The following is a 17,021-nucleotide window of genomic DNA, read 5'->3' on the forward strand; positions in this document are numbered from 1 at the left end:
TGAAATGCATAACATTGATAATACGTTAAAAAACACTTTTTAGGTATTATACTTTTTTAAATTATAGTAGCTTAGAATTAAATTTAATCTCATTCAATAATACGACCGAAATCTGAATAAATAACTCCTTTTTCACCTCGAAAAAATCCGATCAGCGTTAAGTTATTTTGTTTAGCGTTATCAATGGCCATTGACGTTGCGGCAGAAACCGCCAAAAGGATTTCGATTCCACAGATAGCTGTTTTTTGAACCATTTCGTAGCTGGCACGGCTAGAAACCAGAATAACTCCTTTCTGTTCTTGATTACTCAATTGTTGCTGTTTTGCCCGGTAGCCGAGTAATTTATCTAATGCAACATGCCTTCCAATATCTTCAAAGCCCGCCAAGAATTGCCCATTCAAATCAAGCCAGACAGCAGCATGGGTACAGCCAGTTTGTTTACCAACTGATTGAACATTGGTTAAATATGCAAGAGAGTCACTAAAATTAGATAATTTTATTTTATCATTTAGTTGAAGAGGTGAAATACTTTGACAAACTTGCTCAATTTGCTCAGTACCACAAATTCCACATCCTGTTCTACCTGTTAGATTACGACGCTTTTCTTTTAATTGGGCAAAACGTCTTGATGATAATTCAATATTAACTTCAATTCCTTCTGCTCTTTCAACGATATCAATGCCATAAATATCATTAACCGACTCAATTATATTTTCAGTTAATGAAAAGCCAATCGCAAAATAGTCGAGATCTTTAGGCGTTGCCATCATAACAACATGTGAAATACCGTTATAAACTAAGGCAACTGGTTTTTCGATAGCTATTATATCTGTTTGTGGGTTTTGCAATGTACTATTACTGAATTTGGTTACTTCTAACGAAGTTGTTCCGATCGTCATAATTGATCTCTGGCTATTTTGATTATTAACAAATAGATTTGATTAAGATTAGCTTATTAACGTTAATAATGAGTAAATCAATATACTTATTATTATAAAAGCAGCAAATAATTAATGTGTTCAAATCCTATACATTTAATATTATGGTAAAATAAAAAATTATAATCAATTGCTAATTCATCAATTCAAACTATGTCTTTACAAGAAATCACACACATAATAATGCAATTTATTCAGACTCATCAAATATGGTCATTACCAATTATATTTTTATTGGCTTTTGGTGAGTCAATGGCTGTTATTTCATTACTTGTGCCTGCAACAGCCATATTATTGGGGGCTGGCGCCTTAATTGGTGGTGGTGCAATATCGTTTCTTCCTGTAATGATTGCAGCTTCAGTAGGAGCAGTTTTAGGGGATTGGGTATCTTATTGGTTAGGTAAACACTATCATCAACAAGTGATCGCCTCATGGCCGCTAAACAAACATCCAAAACTTATTTTTCGTGCAGAACAATTCTTTCAACGTTATGGTACGTTAGGAGTATTTATTGGTCGATTTTTTGGTCCATTACGAGCATTTGTGCCGCTTATTGCTGGCACTATGCATATGCCAGCAAGTAAATTTAATTTAGCTAATATTGCTTCAGCACCAATTTGGGCATTTGTGCTTTTAGCTCCCGGTGCATTTGGTGTGCCCTGGTTAGAAACTCTATTTGGTTAAATCGTACCAACATTATAACTACGACGCCCACTTTTGCGACCAAGTGCTTCCAAGTTTGTCTGTAAAGGTGGGAATGGTAATTGTAAATTGTGTGCACGATAAGCTTCTAATATCAACTTATGAATTGCACTGCGTAGCCGCATACGGTGTCCCATTTCAGCCGCAAATACGCGTATTTCAAATAACTGAATACCTTCTTGAATATCAACTAAAAATACTTGTGGTTCAGGATCTTTAAGTACATATTCACACTCTTCACAAGCCTGTTGTAGCAATTTGATCACAAGATCACTATCTGCATCAATGGTTGCGGGAATAGTTAGTACAATTCGGGTTATTGAATCGGATAATGACCAATTGACTAGCTGTTCGGTAATAAATGCTTTATTTGGCATAACAATTTCTTTGCGATCCCAATCAACAATGGTAATCGCACGCGTATTGATTTTGGTGATATTTCCCGTTAAATCTCGAATGGTAACCGTATCGCCGATACGTACTGGTTTTTCAAACAAGATAATTAAACCTGAAATAAAGTTTGCAAATATCTCTTGTAAACCAAATCCCAATCCGACACCTAGTGCCGCAATAAGCCATTGAATTTTTGCCCAATCAATACCGATAAATGAAAACGCAATCATACTACCTATCATCAACACTATATATTTTGATACGGTTGAGATGGCATAACCTGTACCTGGTGCTAAATCTAAATGTTGAAGGATACCTAATTCAAGTAGTGCCGGCAGATTTTTGACTAATTGAACGGTAATGGTCATAACTAAAATGGCAATACAGACAGCACCTAAAGTAATGTATTGTTCAACTTCGGTTCCATTTACTATTACGCTTGTACCCCAGAGTTTAATATTATTCATAAAGGCAAACGCTGAGTGCAATTCTGACCAAAGTAAAATCATACTAATTAACGCTATCAGCATTATAATCGATCTAACTAATTGTAATGATTGAGCACTAATTGCATCTAAGTCAATGACAGGTTCATCCACGCTGTCATTAATTGTTAACTCTTCATCATGACCTCTAGCGCGTTGCATGCGTTCTAGTCGGCGCTGTTTTGCTCGTTCAAATTCGATGCGACGTTTTTGGATCCACATCCAACGACGAATCATAAAATAGATAACTAATAAACCGAACCAAATAATAACTGAAGCCTCAAGTCGACCTAATAAAACTTGAGCTGTAGATAAATATCCTAAACAAGCGGCAATAATGGCCAACCAGGGCGCACTTAATAAGATAAACCATAAAATATGGCTTAAGAGATTATCACCTGAGCCTTTTTTATCTATATATAAAGGAACTCCTGCTCGATGAATTGAGTTGCTCATAAATACTAGTGCAAAGCACAAAATTATAAAGGCAGAACGTCCAATAGTGGCGGCAAATTGGCGATTATTAAACTGATCAAAACTCATTACAATCATTACAAGAGGGATCACCACCCATACTGAAAGTTTATAGTATTTCATTGCCTCACGAACGTTAGCTTTTGACCAGCTAAAATGAGTAATAAATAGTCCGGATTCTTCCGCAAAATGAGCTGTGATTATAAAGACCCATAAAATCGGTGCTGCAGCATTAACACCATAGCCTAGCGCTATAGCTACTGGATAATCCCAATTAATTTGTTGTAAAGAATAACCAAACACAGCCCATAGAATGGGTACAGGTAACGCCATAATTAACGAATAAACAACCACTTTTAACGTTAATGAATAACTGTCTTGCGTCACTTTACCCACACGCGTAGCGGATTTGTTTAAAAAAGCATAATATTTGGCTCGCATTTTGAAATGTGCGAAAACAAATATCATTGACAATGTTAATAAAAATAGTGATTTAGGTGAGGATAGTATTTCACAACTGGCGTTATATAATTGAGTTAACGTATCGATAGAAAACAGAACATAAACCACATCTTTTGCTAAATTAACTGGATACTCCAATGAAATTGGATTTACATCAGCAACCCAGAAAAAATAACGATGTGCCGCATCATTAACTTCGTCAATGGCATTGGTTAATTGCTTATTGGATATTTTTAATTTTGTTAACTCTAAAATTGTGGTATCAGTGCCTGAAATCAGCGTTTTAAGCAATTCGCTTTGTTCTCGAATTAATCGACGATACTGACTGGCAAGTTTTGAACTATTAAATGAGTTTGATAATGTTGGATAGCTATCTAATGCCTTTAAATTTGTACTGTAATTTAGTTGCTGAACTTTTGCTTCCGCTATTTCAGCATCAAGTGGTTGTGATTTTGGTTTTTCTGGTAGATTTAACAATTGTTGGCGAAGGGTTTCGCCAAGTGCAGTTGAAAAACTTAGCCATTCCCCTTGTTCAGCAAGGGTTGATAATGTATTTTGAACATGCGAAATTTGCGTGGTAATATTATTTTGTTCATTAACAATGCTGGTTAAATGTGTTTTTTGAAGTTCCAAATTTTGACGTAGTTCTTCATTTTTCTCACTTAATTGATTGACTGTTTGTGACAGCTCTTCTTCATTATCTATGGTAATGGCTGTTTGTTCTGCCAATGTTATTGATGTAAAGAGCAATAAAGCACAATATAAAATACCACGCAACCACATAAAGCTATATCCTTTCAGCCAATTTTTGACCAACACATGTAGTATTACCAACTTTCAAGTGTCTATCAAATTCAATTGTGTTGGATGCAAACAAGGTAATAACTGTTGAACCAAGTTTAAAACATCCCATGTCTTGTCCTTTAGCTAATTTTACTTCGCCTGAATAGACCCAACGTTTCATTATACCTTCGCGTGGTGGAGTGATACAGCCTTCCCATTCTACTTCAATACTACCTACAATGGTTGCACCAACTAAAATCTGTGCCATTGGCCCTAAATCGGTCTCAAATAAACAGATCACCCGTTCATTGCGAGCAAAAATATTTGGTATACATTCAGTAGTTGCTTGACTCACAGAAAAGAGTGAACCTGGTACATAAATCATTTCACGTAAAACGCCATCACAAGGCATGTGAAAACGGTGATAATTTTTCGGTGAAAGATATGTAGTTGCATAAGAACCATGTTTAAAAAATTTAATCATATCTGAATGGCAAGCAAGCAATGATTCTAAAGAATAATAATGCCCTTTTGCTTGTAATAATAAGTTATCTTGAATCGTACCAAATTGGCTAATAACCCCATCAGCAGGCATAACAATAGAATTAACCGCGTCATCAATCGGACGCGCATCTTCTTTCAGTTTACGTGCAAAAAAATCATTAAACGTTTTATAATCTTTAGCATTTTCTAATTTGGCTTCACTTAAATCTATTTTATACAGTTTCATAAAGCCCTGAATTATCCAAGTAGTAACACTACCTAACTGCTTTTTTGCTAGCCAACCAAATAACGAGGTTAATAGCTGTTTTGGAAGAAGATACTGGATAATTGCTTTTAACTGATTTGACATTAATTACTCTCAAATTTTGTAGAAAAAATCATTATACCAATAATTTATGGGAATGTATAAAACCAACAAAATCGTTAATTTGTGTAATAGATCACACTCAATTTAAAAATACTGCCAATATCTATTGAACAATGACCATCAATTAAAAGTCTCTAAATTTACTTTTATCTAAACTATCACCATTGAAACAAACAAGGACAATATTGATGGTAGATAAATATATTGTAGCAATAGATTTAGGGGCATCTAGTGGGCGGGTAATGCTGTCATGCTATCAACAGAAAAATCAAAAAATAACCCTTGAAGAGATTCATCGATTTAGCAATGGATTTAAAGAGATAGGTAATAATTTTTGTTGGGATTTAGTTTATCTAGAACAGCAGATACTAATCGGTTTAAATAAAATTATTCAGCAAAATATCAAAATTGATAGTATTGGTATTGATACTTGGGGCGTTGATTATGTATTGCTTGATAAAAATGGACAAGTAGTCGGATCCACTTATTCTTATCGTGATCATCGCACAGATAATGTCATGTCACTTGTACAATCTGATCTTGGTATAGAAACGATTTATCAAAAAACGGGTATTCAATTTCTAACTTTTAATACTCTTTATCAACTCAAAGCGATGATGATTGAACATCCTGCTTGGTTATCACAAGTAACCGATTTAGTGATGATTCCTGATTATCTTATCTATCGATTAACTGGCCAATTAAATCGCGAATACACTAATGCCACTACTACCCAATTAGTTAATGTTGCCACACAAGATTGGGATGATGAATTACTCAACTATTTAGGTGTTCCGCGTAAATGGTTTGGTGAAATTTCTCAACCTGGTAATCAAGTGGGAACGTGGCAAACACCAAAAGGCGATCAAATTCCTGTTATTGCCATTGCTAGCCATGATACAGCCAGTGCTGTTATTGCCTCACCAATTACCGATCAAAATAGTGCTTATTTATGTTCTGGTACTTGGTCATTAATGGGGGTCGAATCAAAACAGCCGTTTACAGGGCAACAAGCGTTGAATGCAAATATTACCAACGAAGGTGGTGTTGATGGCCATTATCGAGTTTTAAAAAACATAATGGGACTCTGGTTATTCCAACGAATCTGCGCCGAAAATGAAATTAAGGATATAAGCTCAATAATTCAATTAGCGGAACAAGAACCCCCATTTGCCTACATTATCAATCCAAATGATTCTCGATTTTTAAATCCTCAATCAATGACAGAAACCGTAAAACAAGTCTGTTTAGAAACTTACGGTCATGCACCTGAACGCCTATCGCAGTTAGTTCGCTGTGTTTTTGATAGTTTGGCTCATCTATATCGAGATGTAATTAGAGAATTGGCAATGATCACAAATGAAAAAATCAATACGTTACATATCGTAGGCGGTGGCTGTCAAAACACTTTTTTAAATCAGTTATGTGCTGATTTTTGTCAACTCAATGTTACTGCCGGGCCTATTGAATCTTCAGCGCTTGGTAATGTGGGTTATCAATTGATTTCGTTAGGTTACATAAAAAATGTCAAAACATTGCGTCAGATAATTGCTCAAAATTTTGATACTAAATATTACTATCCAAACAATATTTAATTATCTGAAAAATATATATAATTTATAAAAGGAGTATTCCATGAATGTAGTTGAAAATGCATACCAAATTGCTAAATCAAGATTTGCTGAAATAGGTGTAGATACAGATGCCGCGATTGCCGCTATGGCTTGCTTGCCAATTTCAGTACATTGCTGGCAAGGCGATGATGTGGCTGGTTTTGAAAAACAAGAAGGCGAATTAACTGGTGGCATTCAAGCAACAGGAAATTATCCTGGCAAAGCACGTAGCGCTGATGAACTGCGTTTAGATTTAGATAAAGCATTCAGTTTAATTCCTGGACCTAAACGTCTAAACTTACATGCCTGTTACCTAGAAGCTGATCACAAAGTCGATCGTAACGAAATCAAACCCGAACATTTTGCCAACTGGGTAAAATGGGCCAAAAAACATCAAATTGGTTTAGACTTCAATCCTACTTACTTTTCGCACCCACTGAGTAACGATGGAACTTTAACTCACACAAACGACCAAATTCGTCAATTTTGGATTGATCATGGCAAAGCTTGTCGTAAAGTATCAGAGTACTTTGGTAAAGAGTTAGGTACAGCGTCAATTATGAACATTTGGTTACCAGATGGCATGAAAGATATCACGGTTGACAAATTTGGACCAAGACAGCGTTTAGTCGAATCTATTGATGAAATTATTAGCGAAAAGATCGATCCTAAATACCACATTGACGCAGTAGAAAGTAAGTTATTTGGTATTGGTTTAGAATCCTATACTGCCGGCTCCAACGAATTCTACTTAGCTTATGCCACATCTCGCAAAACGGCATTGTGTTTAGATGCTGGTCATTTCCATCCAACAGAAGTTATTTCCGATAAGATCTCCGCAGTTATGCCTTTTGTCGAACATCTATTACTACACGTTAGCCGTCCTGTACGTTGGGATAGCGATCATGTTGTGTTATTTGATGATGAAACTCAAAACATTGCCAGTGAGATCATTCGTAATAAATTGTTCGATCGTGTACATATCGGTTTAGACTTTTTTGATGCATCAATCAACCGAATTGCCGCTTGGGTAATTGGTACTCGTAATATGAAAAAATGCTTATTAAAAGCTCTATTAGAACCAACGGATAAACTCAAACAGTACGAACATAACCGTGATTTTACTTCTCGCTTAGCATTATTAGAAGAACAAAAATCCCTGCCTTGGCAAGCAGTTTGGGATAAATATTGTCAACTTAATAATGTCCCAATAGGTCAATCATGGTTGGATGAAGTGCGTCAATACGAACAGCAAGTTTTAAGTCAACGCTAATAAATATGATAACTATGTTGAAAATTTAATCTTTATGGTTTGTACCATGCATGATTAAAACGACCAAATAGACGTGGTTAAAAGGTCGAGATAAACGTAATGGCGGTAGTGTAAATCTGCGATTATTGGAAAGCAATATCAGACCTTTTACAAACGATTTCCTTTAAAAAAAGCATTAAAACAATAAATAACTTTAGTAAAAAAAGACTAAGTAATATTGTTTAGATATGAGGATACAAATATGGGTAGTTCGATTTTTCTAGGCATTTTTTGGCACTTTGTGGGTGCCACTTCTGCTGCTTGTTTTTATGCACCATTAAAAAAAGTGAAAAACTGGTCATGGGAGACGATGTGGTCAATAGCTGGTCTGTTTTCTTGGATTATTTTACCGTGGTCTATTAGCTACTTTTTATTACCCGATTTTTGGGCTTATTATGGTTCATTTGGTTCACAAATATTGATGCCCGTTTTTTTATTTGGCGCAATGTGGGGAGTGGGTAATGTTGGCTATGGCCTTACCATGCGTTATTTAGGTATGTCGATGGGAATCGGTATTGCAATTGGTATTACGCTAATTGTTGGTACCTTAATGACTCCGATTTTACAAGGAAAATTTGGTGAACTTGTAGCTTCGACTGGCGGTAAAATGACACTACTAGGCGTTGCTGTCGCAGTTGTTGGGGTAGCTATAGTTACTTATGCCGGACTTTTAAAAGAGAAAACGCTTGGTGTACAAGTTGTCGATTTTAACCTTAAAAAAGGGTTATTACTGGCTATTATGTGTGGTATTTTTTCAGCAGGTATGTCATTTGCTATGAGTGCAGCTGTACCTATGCACACGAAAGCTGCTGAATTAGGTGTTGATAACCTTTATGTTGCACTACCAAGTTATGTTGTCATTATGGGTGGTGGTGCAATTGTTAATCTTGGTTTCTGTATTTCACGCCTCTTTATTAAAAAAGAACTGTCATTCAAACAAGATATTTCTGTTCCAAAATCCTTACTAATCAGCAATGTACTTTTTGCCATATTAGGCGGTGCAATGTGGTATTTCCAATTCTTCTTTTATGCATGGGGACATGCCAACATCCCGACTGAATATGGTTTTATGAGTTGGATGTTACATATGAGTTTTTATGTATTATGTGGTGGTATCGTTGGATTAGTTTTGAAAGAGTGGCTTGGTACAGGTACAAAACCAGTAAGGGTTCTTTGTATTGGTTGTTTGGTAATTATTGTTGCTGCCAATATTGTTGGTTTAGGTATGGCAAATTAATTTAAAGGAAAAAATTATGTCTTATCGTATGATTCTTAATGAAACGTCATATTTTGGCGCAGGTTCAATTGTTAACATTGTGGATGAAGTAAAAAAACGAGGTTTTAAAAAAGCTTTAGTCGTAACTGACAAAGATCTTATTAAATTCAATGTTGCGACCAAAGTTACAAAATTATTGGATGATAATGGATTGAGTTATCAAATTTTTGATGATGTCATACCTAATCCAACGATTGGTATAGTACAAAAGGGTGTTGAAATATTTAAACAATCAGGCGCTGATTATTTAATTGCGATTGGTGGCGGTTCACCACAAGATACTGCCAAAGCAATTGGTATCATTATTAATAACCCTGAATATGCTGATGTGCGGAGTTTAGAAGGTGTAGCACCAACTAAAAAACCAGCGGTTCCAACCATCGCTATACCAACTACAGCCGGAACCGCAGCTGAAGTAACGATCAATTACGTTATCACGGATGAAGAGAAAAAACGTAAATTTGTTTGTGTTGATCCGCATGACATTCCGGCTGTTGCTATTATTGATTCCGATATGATGGCTAGCATGCCTGCAAGTTTGAAAGCAGCAACGGGTGTTGATGCTTTAACTCATGCTATCGAAGGCTATATTACTAAAGGTGCGTGGGAACTGTCTGACATGTTTCACTTAAAAGCAATTGAAATTATTTCACGTTCGCTACGTGATTCAGTTAAAGGTGTCGCAAAAGGTGGGGAAGATATGGCACTTGGGCAATACATTGCAGGCATGGGCTTTTCAAACGTTGGTTTAGGTCTTGTCCATGGTATGGCTCATCCTCTTGGCGCATTTTATAGTACACCGCATGGTGTGGCAAATGCGGTTTTGCTCCCTCATATCATGGCTTACAATGCTGATTTTACCGCTGATAAATTCCGTAATATTGCTAAGGCAATGGGGGTTGTTGGCACTGAAAGTATGAGCATAGAACAAGCCAGACAAGCAGCCGTTGATGCCGTAAAACAGCTTAATCAAGATGTCGGTATCCCAGCTAATTTGAAAGCAATTGGTGTGAAACGTGAAGACATCCCTGCACTTGCAAAAGCTGCTTTTGATGATGTATGCACGGGCGGTAATCCTCGTGATACAAATGTTAGTGAAATTGAACAACTTTATCATGCTATATATGAATAAAACATTCTTCCGTTAATACATAGAGATAGGTTAAATGAGATTTATTTAATCTATCTTGTTATGCATAAATAAGATTAAAAGGAGTGATCATGTTAAGAAAAGCAACAATCATGCAAGTACATCCAGATAAACATGCAGAATATAAAAAAAGACACGATGAAATATTTCCAGAATTGGTAACAGAACTCAAAGCTCACGGTGCGCACAACTATTCTATCTTTTTAGACACTAAGCGTAGTTTACTTTTTGCTTATGTGGAAATTGAATCCCAAGAGCGTTGGGATGCGGTTGCTAAGACTCAAGCTTGTCAAAAATGGTGGGCATTTATGCAAGATATTATGCCAAGTAATGCCGATAACAGCCCGATAAGTGAAGAGTTATTACCCGTATTTTACCTCAAATAATATATTGCTCTCTTTTACTGGTCTAAAAGAGAGTCAATTTTAACAATCTGTTTCAATTCAATCACTTTTACTTTCTATTGCTTTTATCGTTGAATTTTGCTCGATATTGGGATGGTGTTTGTTGCGTCTCTTTTTTAAAAACTACAGAAAAATAGTTACTATCGTCATAGCCACATTCCGATGAAATCATACTGATCGAGTATTGAGTATTACGCAGTAATGACATCGCGTTACATAAACGACGCTTTTGCAGATACTGATTAATAGTCATACCTGTTTGGCTTTTAAATAAACGGCTAATTGATCGTTCAGCAATGTGATTTTGTTTGCAAAACATCTCTAAATTAAATGAACAGCTAAGACTATTATGTAGGGTTGTAAAGAGTAGATCCAACTGATGAGTTGCCGTAGGAGATTGTTCATTAGGAACTTGCTTAATTCTATCTAATAAAATTACTAACTGTAAAAATAGCGTTTCAGCTAAATGTACCGAAGCTAAATTATTTTTTTGGGATTCAATTGTTAATTGATCAACCAATGGTGATAGCTGTTTAATAAAAGAGGGATTAATACGCCAAACACGTTCCGTATGTTTAGCATTAAGTTTAGGAAGATATTTTTCAATGATAGCTGATAAAAAAAGCGCTTCTCGCAAATATAGAATATTAAACAGTTTAAGATTAGTTACTGATTCATAACCGTGAATATCTTTAGGATTAATATATAAAATATCGCCACTGGTAATGGGATAAATATAATCATTCCAATGATGCAATCCATTACCTGAACAGACAATGACAATTTCATGGAAATCATGATCATGTAAAGGAAATATCTGTTGATGATCTCTTTTTTCGACAGTAACAGTATTTATCTCTGAAATAAAATAATCCTGTTTATATAAACGTAAATATTTATTCATAAATAGTTCTTGAAGTCCTTTTTATAACGATTAATGATAATGTTTTTCGGGATCATTACGTAATATGAGTGGACTAACTTTAAACTCTTGTTTAAAACACGTTGAAAAGTAGGCGCTATCATTAAATCCACATTCTTGAGCAATAGCTGTAATTGACTTACTGGTATATAATAATTGAGTGTAGGCTTCTGCTAAGCGCAATTTTAATAAGTATTTTTGAGGAGTAATGCCTAATTGATTTTTTATGTGGCGATGAAAAGAGCGCAGTGACAATGAAAATTGCTGAGTGATCTTATCCCAATCAATTGGTTCTTTAAAATGAATTTGTAGCCAGTGTAACAATTGTTTAACTCGAGTATCAGTCGAACCAGAACCTTGATTAACATACTGATTTTGTTTAAATAACAAGAGTAGTTGCAAAAAAAGGCTTTCTTGAACAGGATTTGGCTGTTCATTAACTTGATTGAGTTGATTTAAAATGGCTTGCACATGCTGGTCACATTTTTTATCCACAAAATAGTGTGATTGGTTAGAATTTTGACTGGGGATTAATTCATTAATACCATTGATAAAATTGAATTTATCTGGTTCTCTAAATAAAATATTTGTTAAATGTAGATCATTAACGTTTTCATATAAATGGCAATCGCTTGCATGAATATAAAACATCATGCTTGGATAAAGGTCAAAAAGCTGACCATTTAAAACATGTTTACCAGACCCTTTAGTGACAATAACAATTTCATTAAAATTATGCGTATGCTCAGGGTACACGGGTTGTGGTGCTCGAGGTTCAAGAGTGATGTTTTGCTTACTAGAAACAAAAAAATCCTTATCAAGTAGCTTTTGAATCATAGATGACCTCATAGTTTTACTAATGATTATATCTATATTCTAAAAGGAAATTCTTATCTGACCTTGAATATCTGGACATCGAAAATCTTTTTTTGGCTGTAATTTATAGGAACTTTGGACTTTTTATCAAATTTGTGCGAAGACTCACACTTTTGACAACTCATTAAATTTACAAGTTGAGCTATTAATTATTAGCTTAATCTACTGAATTTTGCTTACCGATTTTCCTTTCTTCACTTGGTGTAATACCAAATGTTTTTTTATATAGCGTTGTAAAATGAGTACTATTGATAAAACCGCAAAGTAAAGATATTTCAGTAATGGTCATATCACTTTCACGAATTTTTGAGCGTGCGGATAATAATCTAAGTCGTTTGATGTAGTTTTCTGGTGTTAAACCTGTTGCTTGTTTAATATGCCTGAACATTGTTCTAAGCGTTAAATGAAAATGTTGAGTAATAGTATGCCAATCGTATTCATCAAAGCAGTTTTCTTGTAAATGATTAAGCAGAAGGTGAAGCTTATAACGTGTGTTATTTTTTTGTGCTTGGCGTTGTGATTGATCAATAATGGTAATTAATTTAAAAAATAAAAATTCACGATACTCTAATGTGTTTTGCAAATCGAACATTTGATCGATAACAGAATTACACTCTTTTCTTAGACTAGGTGCTAACCAAACATAAGAATTTAAATCACTTGCGGAAATTCGATTCAATAACATTTCTATCTTATTTAAAAACATAAATTTTCGACGAGGATTAATCAAGATATTTGTCAGTTTTAAAGTGCCTAGATCATCATAGAAATGATAATCATGGCAACGTACAAAAAACACATCACCTTGTTGAATAAATAAAGGTTTACCATTAATAACGTGCAGTCCATGGCCTTGCTCTACAATGACCAGCTCATCAAACTCATGGTTATGCTCAAAACTATTACCTTCTGGATCACTTTTATACAGTGCTAATTTATCTAATTCAGAATTAAAATAATTAATGATTTTTAAATGGTTCATAATACTTACCTAACTTCTTTTAATTAATTCTAATTATGCTGAGTGAAAATGCTGAGTTAAAAAAGATGTAGCCGTAATGATTATTAAAATTATTTTCACTTTCACTCCTCATACAATAATGTAATTAACTTTCCGTTTAAAAATAATAATTCTAAAAATGTGAACTGACACTTAATGATCTTTTTACTACTGCCATTTATACCGCTAATCTGGCAGTGTCAAAGTAGCTGCCTTAAGCACCACATAGCTATACTCCTAAAAATAGATATTTTAAAGGAGAAGACTATGTCACAAGCGATGCAAAAAAATGATGATCTTGTTATGATTCGAGACATAACGTTTATTTCTAAAGCCGAAAATTTATTACCCACAATTCATCAAACAATTATCAAAGCGCAAAATATCATCACATTAGTTAATGATCCTAAAGCGGTTCATGGATGGTCGGCTAAGGTCATTAGCCCTGCGACAGTTTATTTCAATCAAAGCTTTCAAACTGGCGAAAGTTTTATTATTGATTTTGGACAACATGGTGTTGGGTATTTATCTTTTTTGTGTGATGCGGTAGGCAGTCCTCCCGATGCTCCTGCACATATCAAGTTCACCTTTACGGAAACTTTGAGTGAACTTGCAGAGCCATTTGGTCAATATCAAGGATGGTTAAGTAAAAGTTGGTTACAAGAACACGATGAATACATTGATGTGCTACCTGCACAAATAACCTTATCCAGACGTTACTGTTTTCGCTATTTGAAAATTGAGATTGTTTCACTATCGCCTAAATACAATTTGACGTTTAAAGATATCGAGTTTAAAACGGTAAGTTCAGCACCTAAATACTGTATTGAGTGTCAAACACAAGATCCTCAGCTCGCTAAGATAGATCAAGTATCAGTGCACACATTGCGAAACTGTATGCAAGAGGTGTTTGAAGATGGCCCTAAACGAGATAGACGATTGTGGTTAGGAGACTTACGACTTCAAGCTTTAGTTAACAATGTTACATTTAAACAACATGACCTTGTTCGCCGTTGCTTATATTTGTTTGCAAGCCATAGGCGAGAAGATGGAATGGTTTCGGCCAATATTTTTGTCAAACCACAAATTATTGCTGATGATACGTTCTTATTTGATTATTCGCTGTTTTACATTGATGTCTTATATGACTATTTCATGGCAACAAGTGATGATAATACGGTCAAAGAATTATGGCCTATAGCCTTACAACAGATCGACATCGCACTAAAACGTTGTGATGAATATGGGCTAGTAGTTGATAGTGATGACTGGTGGTCATTTATTGATTGGCATGAAAAACTCAATAAACAAGGTGCTTCACAAGGTGTTTTAATCTATTGTTTAGACAAAGCGATAAAGCTATCCCAAACCTTTCAACCAGAAATATCCTCAAATTTACAACAAAAATTGGATTTTGTTAAACACGCTGCCGACCAACTATGGGATGAAAAATCAGGATTTTACATAAGTGGAGCGCAACGTCAAGTTAGCTATGCAACGCAAATTTGGATGATTCTTGCTGATGTAGGAGATCGTAACCATCAGCAAAAATTGATGAATAAGTTGCTATTAACTCCTCCTGATATTGGTATGAATACACCTTACTTACGTCATCACTATATTTTTGCTTTATTAAAAGTTGGTATGAAAAAACAGGCGATAGACGAAATTAAAGCCTATTGGGGAAAAATGGTTGAATATGGCGCTGACACTTTTTGGGAACTTTTTGATCCCAACGATCTCAATTATTCACCTTACGGAAACAAAATAATTAACAGTTACTGCCATGCATGGAGCTGTACACCTGCTTGGTTTATTCGTCAATACTCTCTTTAACCAATCAATATTATTAAAGGATCTTAAAATGATGCATTCAATATTTAAACTTTGGCAACAACGAATTGGTTATGGGATTGCTGATTTATCCTGTAACTTAGTATGGCAATTAATTTCATTGTATCTTATGTATTTTTATACCGATGTAATGGAACTTCCTGCTTACTATGTTGGTATTATGTTTTTAGTTACGCGATTGGTTGATGGTGTCGCTGATGTATTAATGGGGCTTATCATTGATAATACATCAACCCGTTGGGGACGGTGTCGTCCATGGTTATTAATCGGCGCAATTCCTTTTGGAATACTATGTGTATTGGTATTTTATGTGCCCGATTTTGGTACCACAGGAAAACTTATCTATGCATTTGTAACCTACTTGTGTCTGTCCTTTATCTACACCATTGTTAATATTCCTTTTAGTGCAATGTTACCGTTTTTAACGGCCGATTCTTTAGAACGTACAACATTATCCTCAGTAAGAATTTTATTAGGATCGTTAGGATCAACCATTGTTGCAGTGGCAACATTACCTTTAGTTGCAACGCTAGGTAATGGTAATCAAAATCATGGTTTTTTATATACTGCAATCATTTTTGGTGGCATTGCAACTTTCTTTTTAATCGTCAGTTTTAAAAATGTTGAAGAAAAAATCTCAATAACCCAAGATAAAATGACGTTAACACGAGCATGGCAAGGTTTAAAAAATAATACCCCTTGGAAAGTATTTGCTTTCAATATCTTTCTCATGTGGGGAGCATTCTTTTTACAAACTGGCACGTTAGTTTATTTTTTTAATTATTATGTCCAAAGCACTGAATTAACAGCTATTATTGCAGGTGTATCAACCTTTGTACCGTTGCTTGGAACGCTCACCGTTCCTTTCTTAGCTAATCGTCTTAAAAAACGCCATATTTACCTATTTGCTAGCACCATTAATTTAGTTGGAATGGGGATTATGATGCTATCTGGCATTAATCATCTTGGCTTAATAACTGGCTCGGTGATTTTATCGATTGGAGCGGGTCAACGTTTAGCGATCTATTTTTCAATGCAAGCCGATCCTGTTGATTATGGTGTCTGGAAAACAGGCATTAATACTGCAGGTATCTTAACCTCTATAAACGGTTTTTTAGGTAAGGTTGCGATGGCAGGTGCAGGTGCAATTACAGGCTTTTTGCTCTCTTCTGGTGGTTATATCGCTAATGCAGAACAAGTACCAAGTGCACTTTTTGCCATTAAGCTTTGCTATCTCTATCTACCTGCAATTTTAATCATAGCTTCTATGGTTTGGATTGGTAAATTTTACAAACTTGATGACATTTATGCGTCCATCTGCGCAGAACTTGATGCCAAACGATTAAATGAAAGTGAATAAGGAGATAAGTAAGCGTACTAAAGGGTATTTTGATAATTTAAAAGGAGAGCTCTATGTAGTTAAAATTTGTCGTTGTAGACTGATGTTTATATTTGCTCCCAACACGTGCATCATTTGAATGTCAGACAGAACAAGATGCACTTAAG

14 protein-coding genes are annotated in these 17,021 nt (G+C 35.1%); 8 read left to right on the forward strand and 6 right to left on the reverse strand.

Features of this window, described 5'->3' with window-relative positions; genetic code table 11:
* Window positions 1-89: 89 nt before the first annotated feature.
* Window positions 90-899 (reverse strand): formate dehydrogenase accessory sulfurtransferase FdhD, encoded by an 810-nt coding sequence (gene fdhD / locus GAPWK_RS04085; RefSeq protein WP_025315013.1) that lies wholly within the window; start codon window positions 897-899, stop codon window positions 90-92.
* A 192-nt stretch (window positions 900-1,091) separates the two neighbouring features.
* Between fdhD and GAPWK_RS04090 the strand changes: the two genes are divergently transcribed.
* Window positions 1,092-1,622, forward strand: a complete 531-nt coding sequence (locus GAPWK_RS04090) for a DedA family protein (RefSeq protein ID WP_025315014.1) — start codon at window positions 1,092-1,094, stop codon at window positions 1,620-1,622.
* On the opposite strand, the gene mscM is transcribed toward GAPWK_RS04090, so the two are convergent.
* Together mscM and asd are read right to left on the reverse strand one after the other, a co-directional pair.
* Complete coding sequence (gene mscM / locus GAPWK_RS04095; RefSeq protein WP_025315015.1) at window positions 1,619-4,237, reverse strand: miniconductance mechanosensitive channel MscM; 2,619 nt, start codon at window positions 4,235-4,237, stop codon at window positions 1,619-1,621. The two genes, GAPWK_RS04090 and mscM, sit on opposite strands and share 4 nt — an antisense overlap.
* Window positions 4,238-4,241: 4 nt before the next feature.
* Complete coding sequence (asd, locus tag GAPWK_RS04100) at window positions 4,242-5,090, reverse strand: archaetidylserine decarboxylase (protein ID WP_025315016.1); 849 nt, start codon at window positions 5,088-5,090, stop codon at window positions 4,242-4,244.
* A gap of 206 nt (window positions 5,091-5,296) precedes the next feature.
* On the opposite strand from asd, the gene rhaB reads away from it, so the two are divergent.
* The 5 genes from rhaB to rhaM all read left to right on the forward strand — a co-directional run bounded on the left by rhaB (window position 5,297) and on the right by rhaM (window position 10,845).
* Window positions 5,297-6,703 (forward strand): rhamnulokinase, encoded by a 1,407-nt coding sequence (gene rhaB, locus GAPWK_RS04105; RefSeq protein WP_051516228.1) that lies wholly within the window; start codon window positions 5,297-5,299, stop codon window positions 6,701-6,703.
* A 40-nt stretch (window positions 6,704-6,743) separates the two neighbouring features.
* A complete protein-coding gene (locus GAPWK_RS04110) occupies window positions 6,744-7,994 on the forward strand; it encodes an L-rhamnose isomerase (RefSeq protein ID WP_025315017.1) in 1,251 nt (416 codons plus the stop codon).
* Window positions 7,995-8,235: 241 nt separating this feature from the next.
* Window positions 8,236-9,270, forward strand: a complete 1,035-nt coding sequence (rhaT, locus tag GAPWK_RS04115; protein ID WP_025315018.1) for an L-rhamnose/proton symporter RhaT — start codon at window positions 8,236-8,238, stop codon at window positions 9,268-9,270.
* Between the two features lie 16 nt (window positions 9,271-9,286).
* Complete coding sequence (gene fucO / locus GAPWK_RS04120; RefSeq protein ID WP_025315019.1) at window positions 9,287-10,441, forward strand: lactaldehyde reductase; 1,155 nt, start codon at window positions 9,287-9,289, stop codon at window positions 10,439-10,441.
* A gap of 89 nt (window positions 10,442-10,530) precedes the next feature.
* Window positions 10,531-10,845, forward strand: a complete 315-nt coding sequence (rhaM, locus tag GAPWK_RS04125) for an L-rhamnose mutarotase (protein ID WP_025315020.1) — start codon at window positions 10,531-10,533, stop codon at window positions 10,843-10,845.
* A gap of 67 nt (window positions 10,846-10,912) precedes the next feature.
* Here rhaM and GAPWK_RS04130 read toward each other — a convergent pair whose 3' ends face one another.
* The 3 genes from GAPWK_RS04130 to GAPWK_RS04140 all read right to left on the reverse strand — a co-directional run bounded on the left by GAPWK_RS04130 (window position 10,913) and on the right by GAPWK_RS04140 (window position 13,643).
* Window positions 10,913-11,767: a helix-turn-helix domain-containing protein gene (locus GAPWK_RS04130; protein ID WP_025315021.1), complete on the reverse strand. Its 855-nt coding sequence runs from the start codon at window positions 11,765-11,767 to the stop codon at window positions 10,913-10,915.
* Between the two features lie 30 nt (window positions 11,768-11,797).
* Window positions 11,798-12,622, reverse strand: coding sequence for an HTH-type transcriptional activator RhaS (gene rhaS, locus GAPWK_RS04135; protein ID WP_038517163.1), 825 nt, complete (start codon window positions 12,620-12,622; stop codon window positions 11,798-11,800).
* 196 nt (window positions 12,623-12,818) lie between these two features.
* A complete protein-coding gene (locus GAPWK_RS04140) occupies window positions 12,819-13,643 on the reverse strand; it encodes a helix-turn-helix domain-containing protein (RefSeq protein ID WP_025315023.1) in 825 nt (274 codons plus the stop codon).
* Window positions 13,644-13,928: 285 nt separating this feature from the next.
* Here GAPWK_RS04140 and GAPWK_RS04145 point away from each other — a divergent pair, with 285 nt between their 5' ends.
* Complete coding sequence (locus GAPWK_RS04145; protein ID WP_025315024.1) at window positions 13,929-15,497, forward strand: alpha-L-rhamnosidase-related protein; 1,569 nt, start codon at window positions 13,929-13,931, stop codon at window positions 15,495-15,497.
* 28 nt (window positions 15,498-15,525) lie between these two features.
* Complete coding sequence (locus tag GAPWK_RS04150; protein ID WP_025315025.1) at window positions 15,526-16,875, forward strand: MFS transporter; 1,350 nt, start codon at window positions 15,526-15,528, stop codon at window positions 16,873-16,875.
* Window positions 16,876-17,021 lie beyond the last annotated feature (146 nt).

It is taken from the genome of Gilliamella apicola (assembly GCF_000599985.1).
Lineage (GTDB): Bacteria > Pseudomonadota > Gammaproteobacteria > Enterobacterales > Orbaceae > Gilliamella > Gilliamella apicola.

What these genes read in the sequence shown, in the direction of transcription:
- GAPWK_RS04110 (WP_025315017.1), top strand. Translation starts at nt 6,744, where the DNA reads ATGAATGTAGTTGAAAATGCATACCAAATTGCTAAATCAAGATTTGCT.
- fdhD (WP_025315013.1), bottom strand. Translation starts at nt 899, where the DNA reads ATGACGATCGGAACAACTTCGTTAGAAGTAACCAAATTCAGTAATAGT.
- rhaM (WP_025315020.1), top strand. Translation starts at nt 10,531, where the DNA reads ATGTTAAGAAAAGCAACAATCATGCAAGTACATCCAGATAAACATGCA.
- mscM (WP_025315015.1), bottom strand. Translation starts at nt 4,237, where the DNA reads ATGTGGTTGCGTGGTATTTTATATTGTGCTTTATTGCTCTTTACATCA.
- GAPWK_RS04130 (WP_025315021.1), bottom strand. Translation starts at nt 11,767, where the DNA reads ATGAATAAATATTTACGTTTATATAAACAGGATTATTTTATTTCAGAG.
- GAPWK_RS04145 (WP_025315024.1), top strand. Translation starts at nt 13,929, where the DNA reads ATGTCACAAGCGATGCAAAAAAATGATGATCTTGTTATGATTCGAGAC.
- asd (WP_025315016.1), bottom strand. Translation starts at nt 5,090, where the DNA reads ATGTCAAATCAGTTAAAAGCAATTATCCAGTATCTTCTTCCAAAACAG.
- rhaB (WP_051516228.1), top strand. Translation starts at nt 5,297, where the DNA reads ATGGTAGATAAATATATTGTAGCAATAGATTTAGGGGCATCTAGTGGG.
- rhaS (WP_038517163.1), bottom strand. Translation starts at nt 12,622, where the DNA reads ATGATTCAAAAGCTACTTGATAAGGATTTTTTTGTTTCTAGTAAGCAA.
- fucO (WP_025315019.1), top strand. Translation starts at nt 9,287, where the DNA reads ATGTCTTATCGTATGATTCTTAATGAAACGTCATATTTTGGCGCAGGT.
- rhaT (WP_025315018.1), top strand. Translation starts at nt 8,236, where the DNA reads ATGGGTAGTTCGATTTTTCTAGGCATTTTTTGGCACTTTGTGGGTGCC.
- GAPWK_RS04090 (WP_025315014.1), top strand. Translation starts at nt 1,092, where the DNA reads ATGTCTTTACAAGAAATCACACACATAATAATGCAATTTATTCAGACT.
- GAPWK_RS04150 (WP_025315025.1), top strand. Translation starts at nt 15,526, where the DNA reads ATGATGCATTCAATATTTAAACTTTGGCAACAACGAATTGGTTATGGG.
- GAPWK_RS04140 (WP_025315023.1), bottom strand. Translation starts at nt 13,643, where the DNA reads ATGAACCATTTAAAAATCATTAATTATTTTAATTCTGAATTAGATAAA.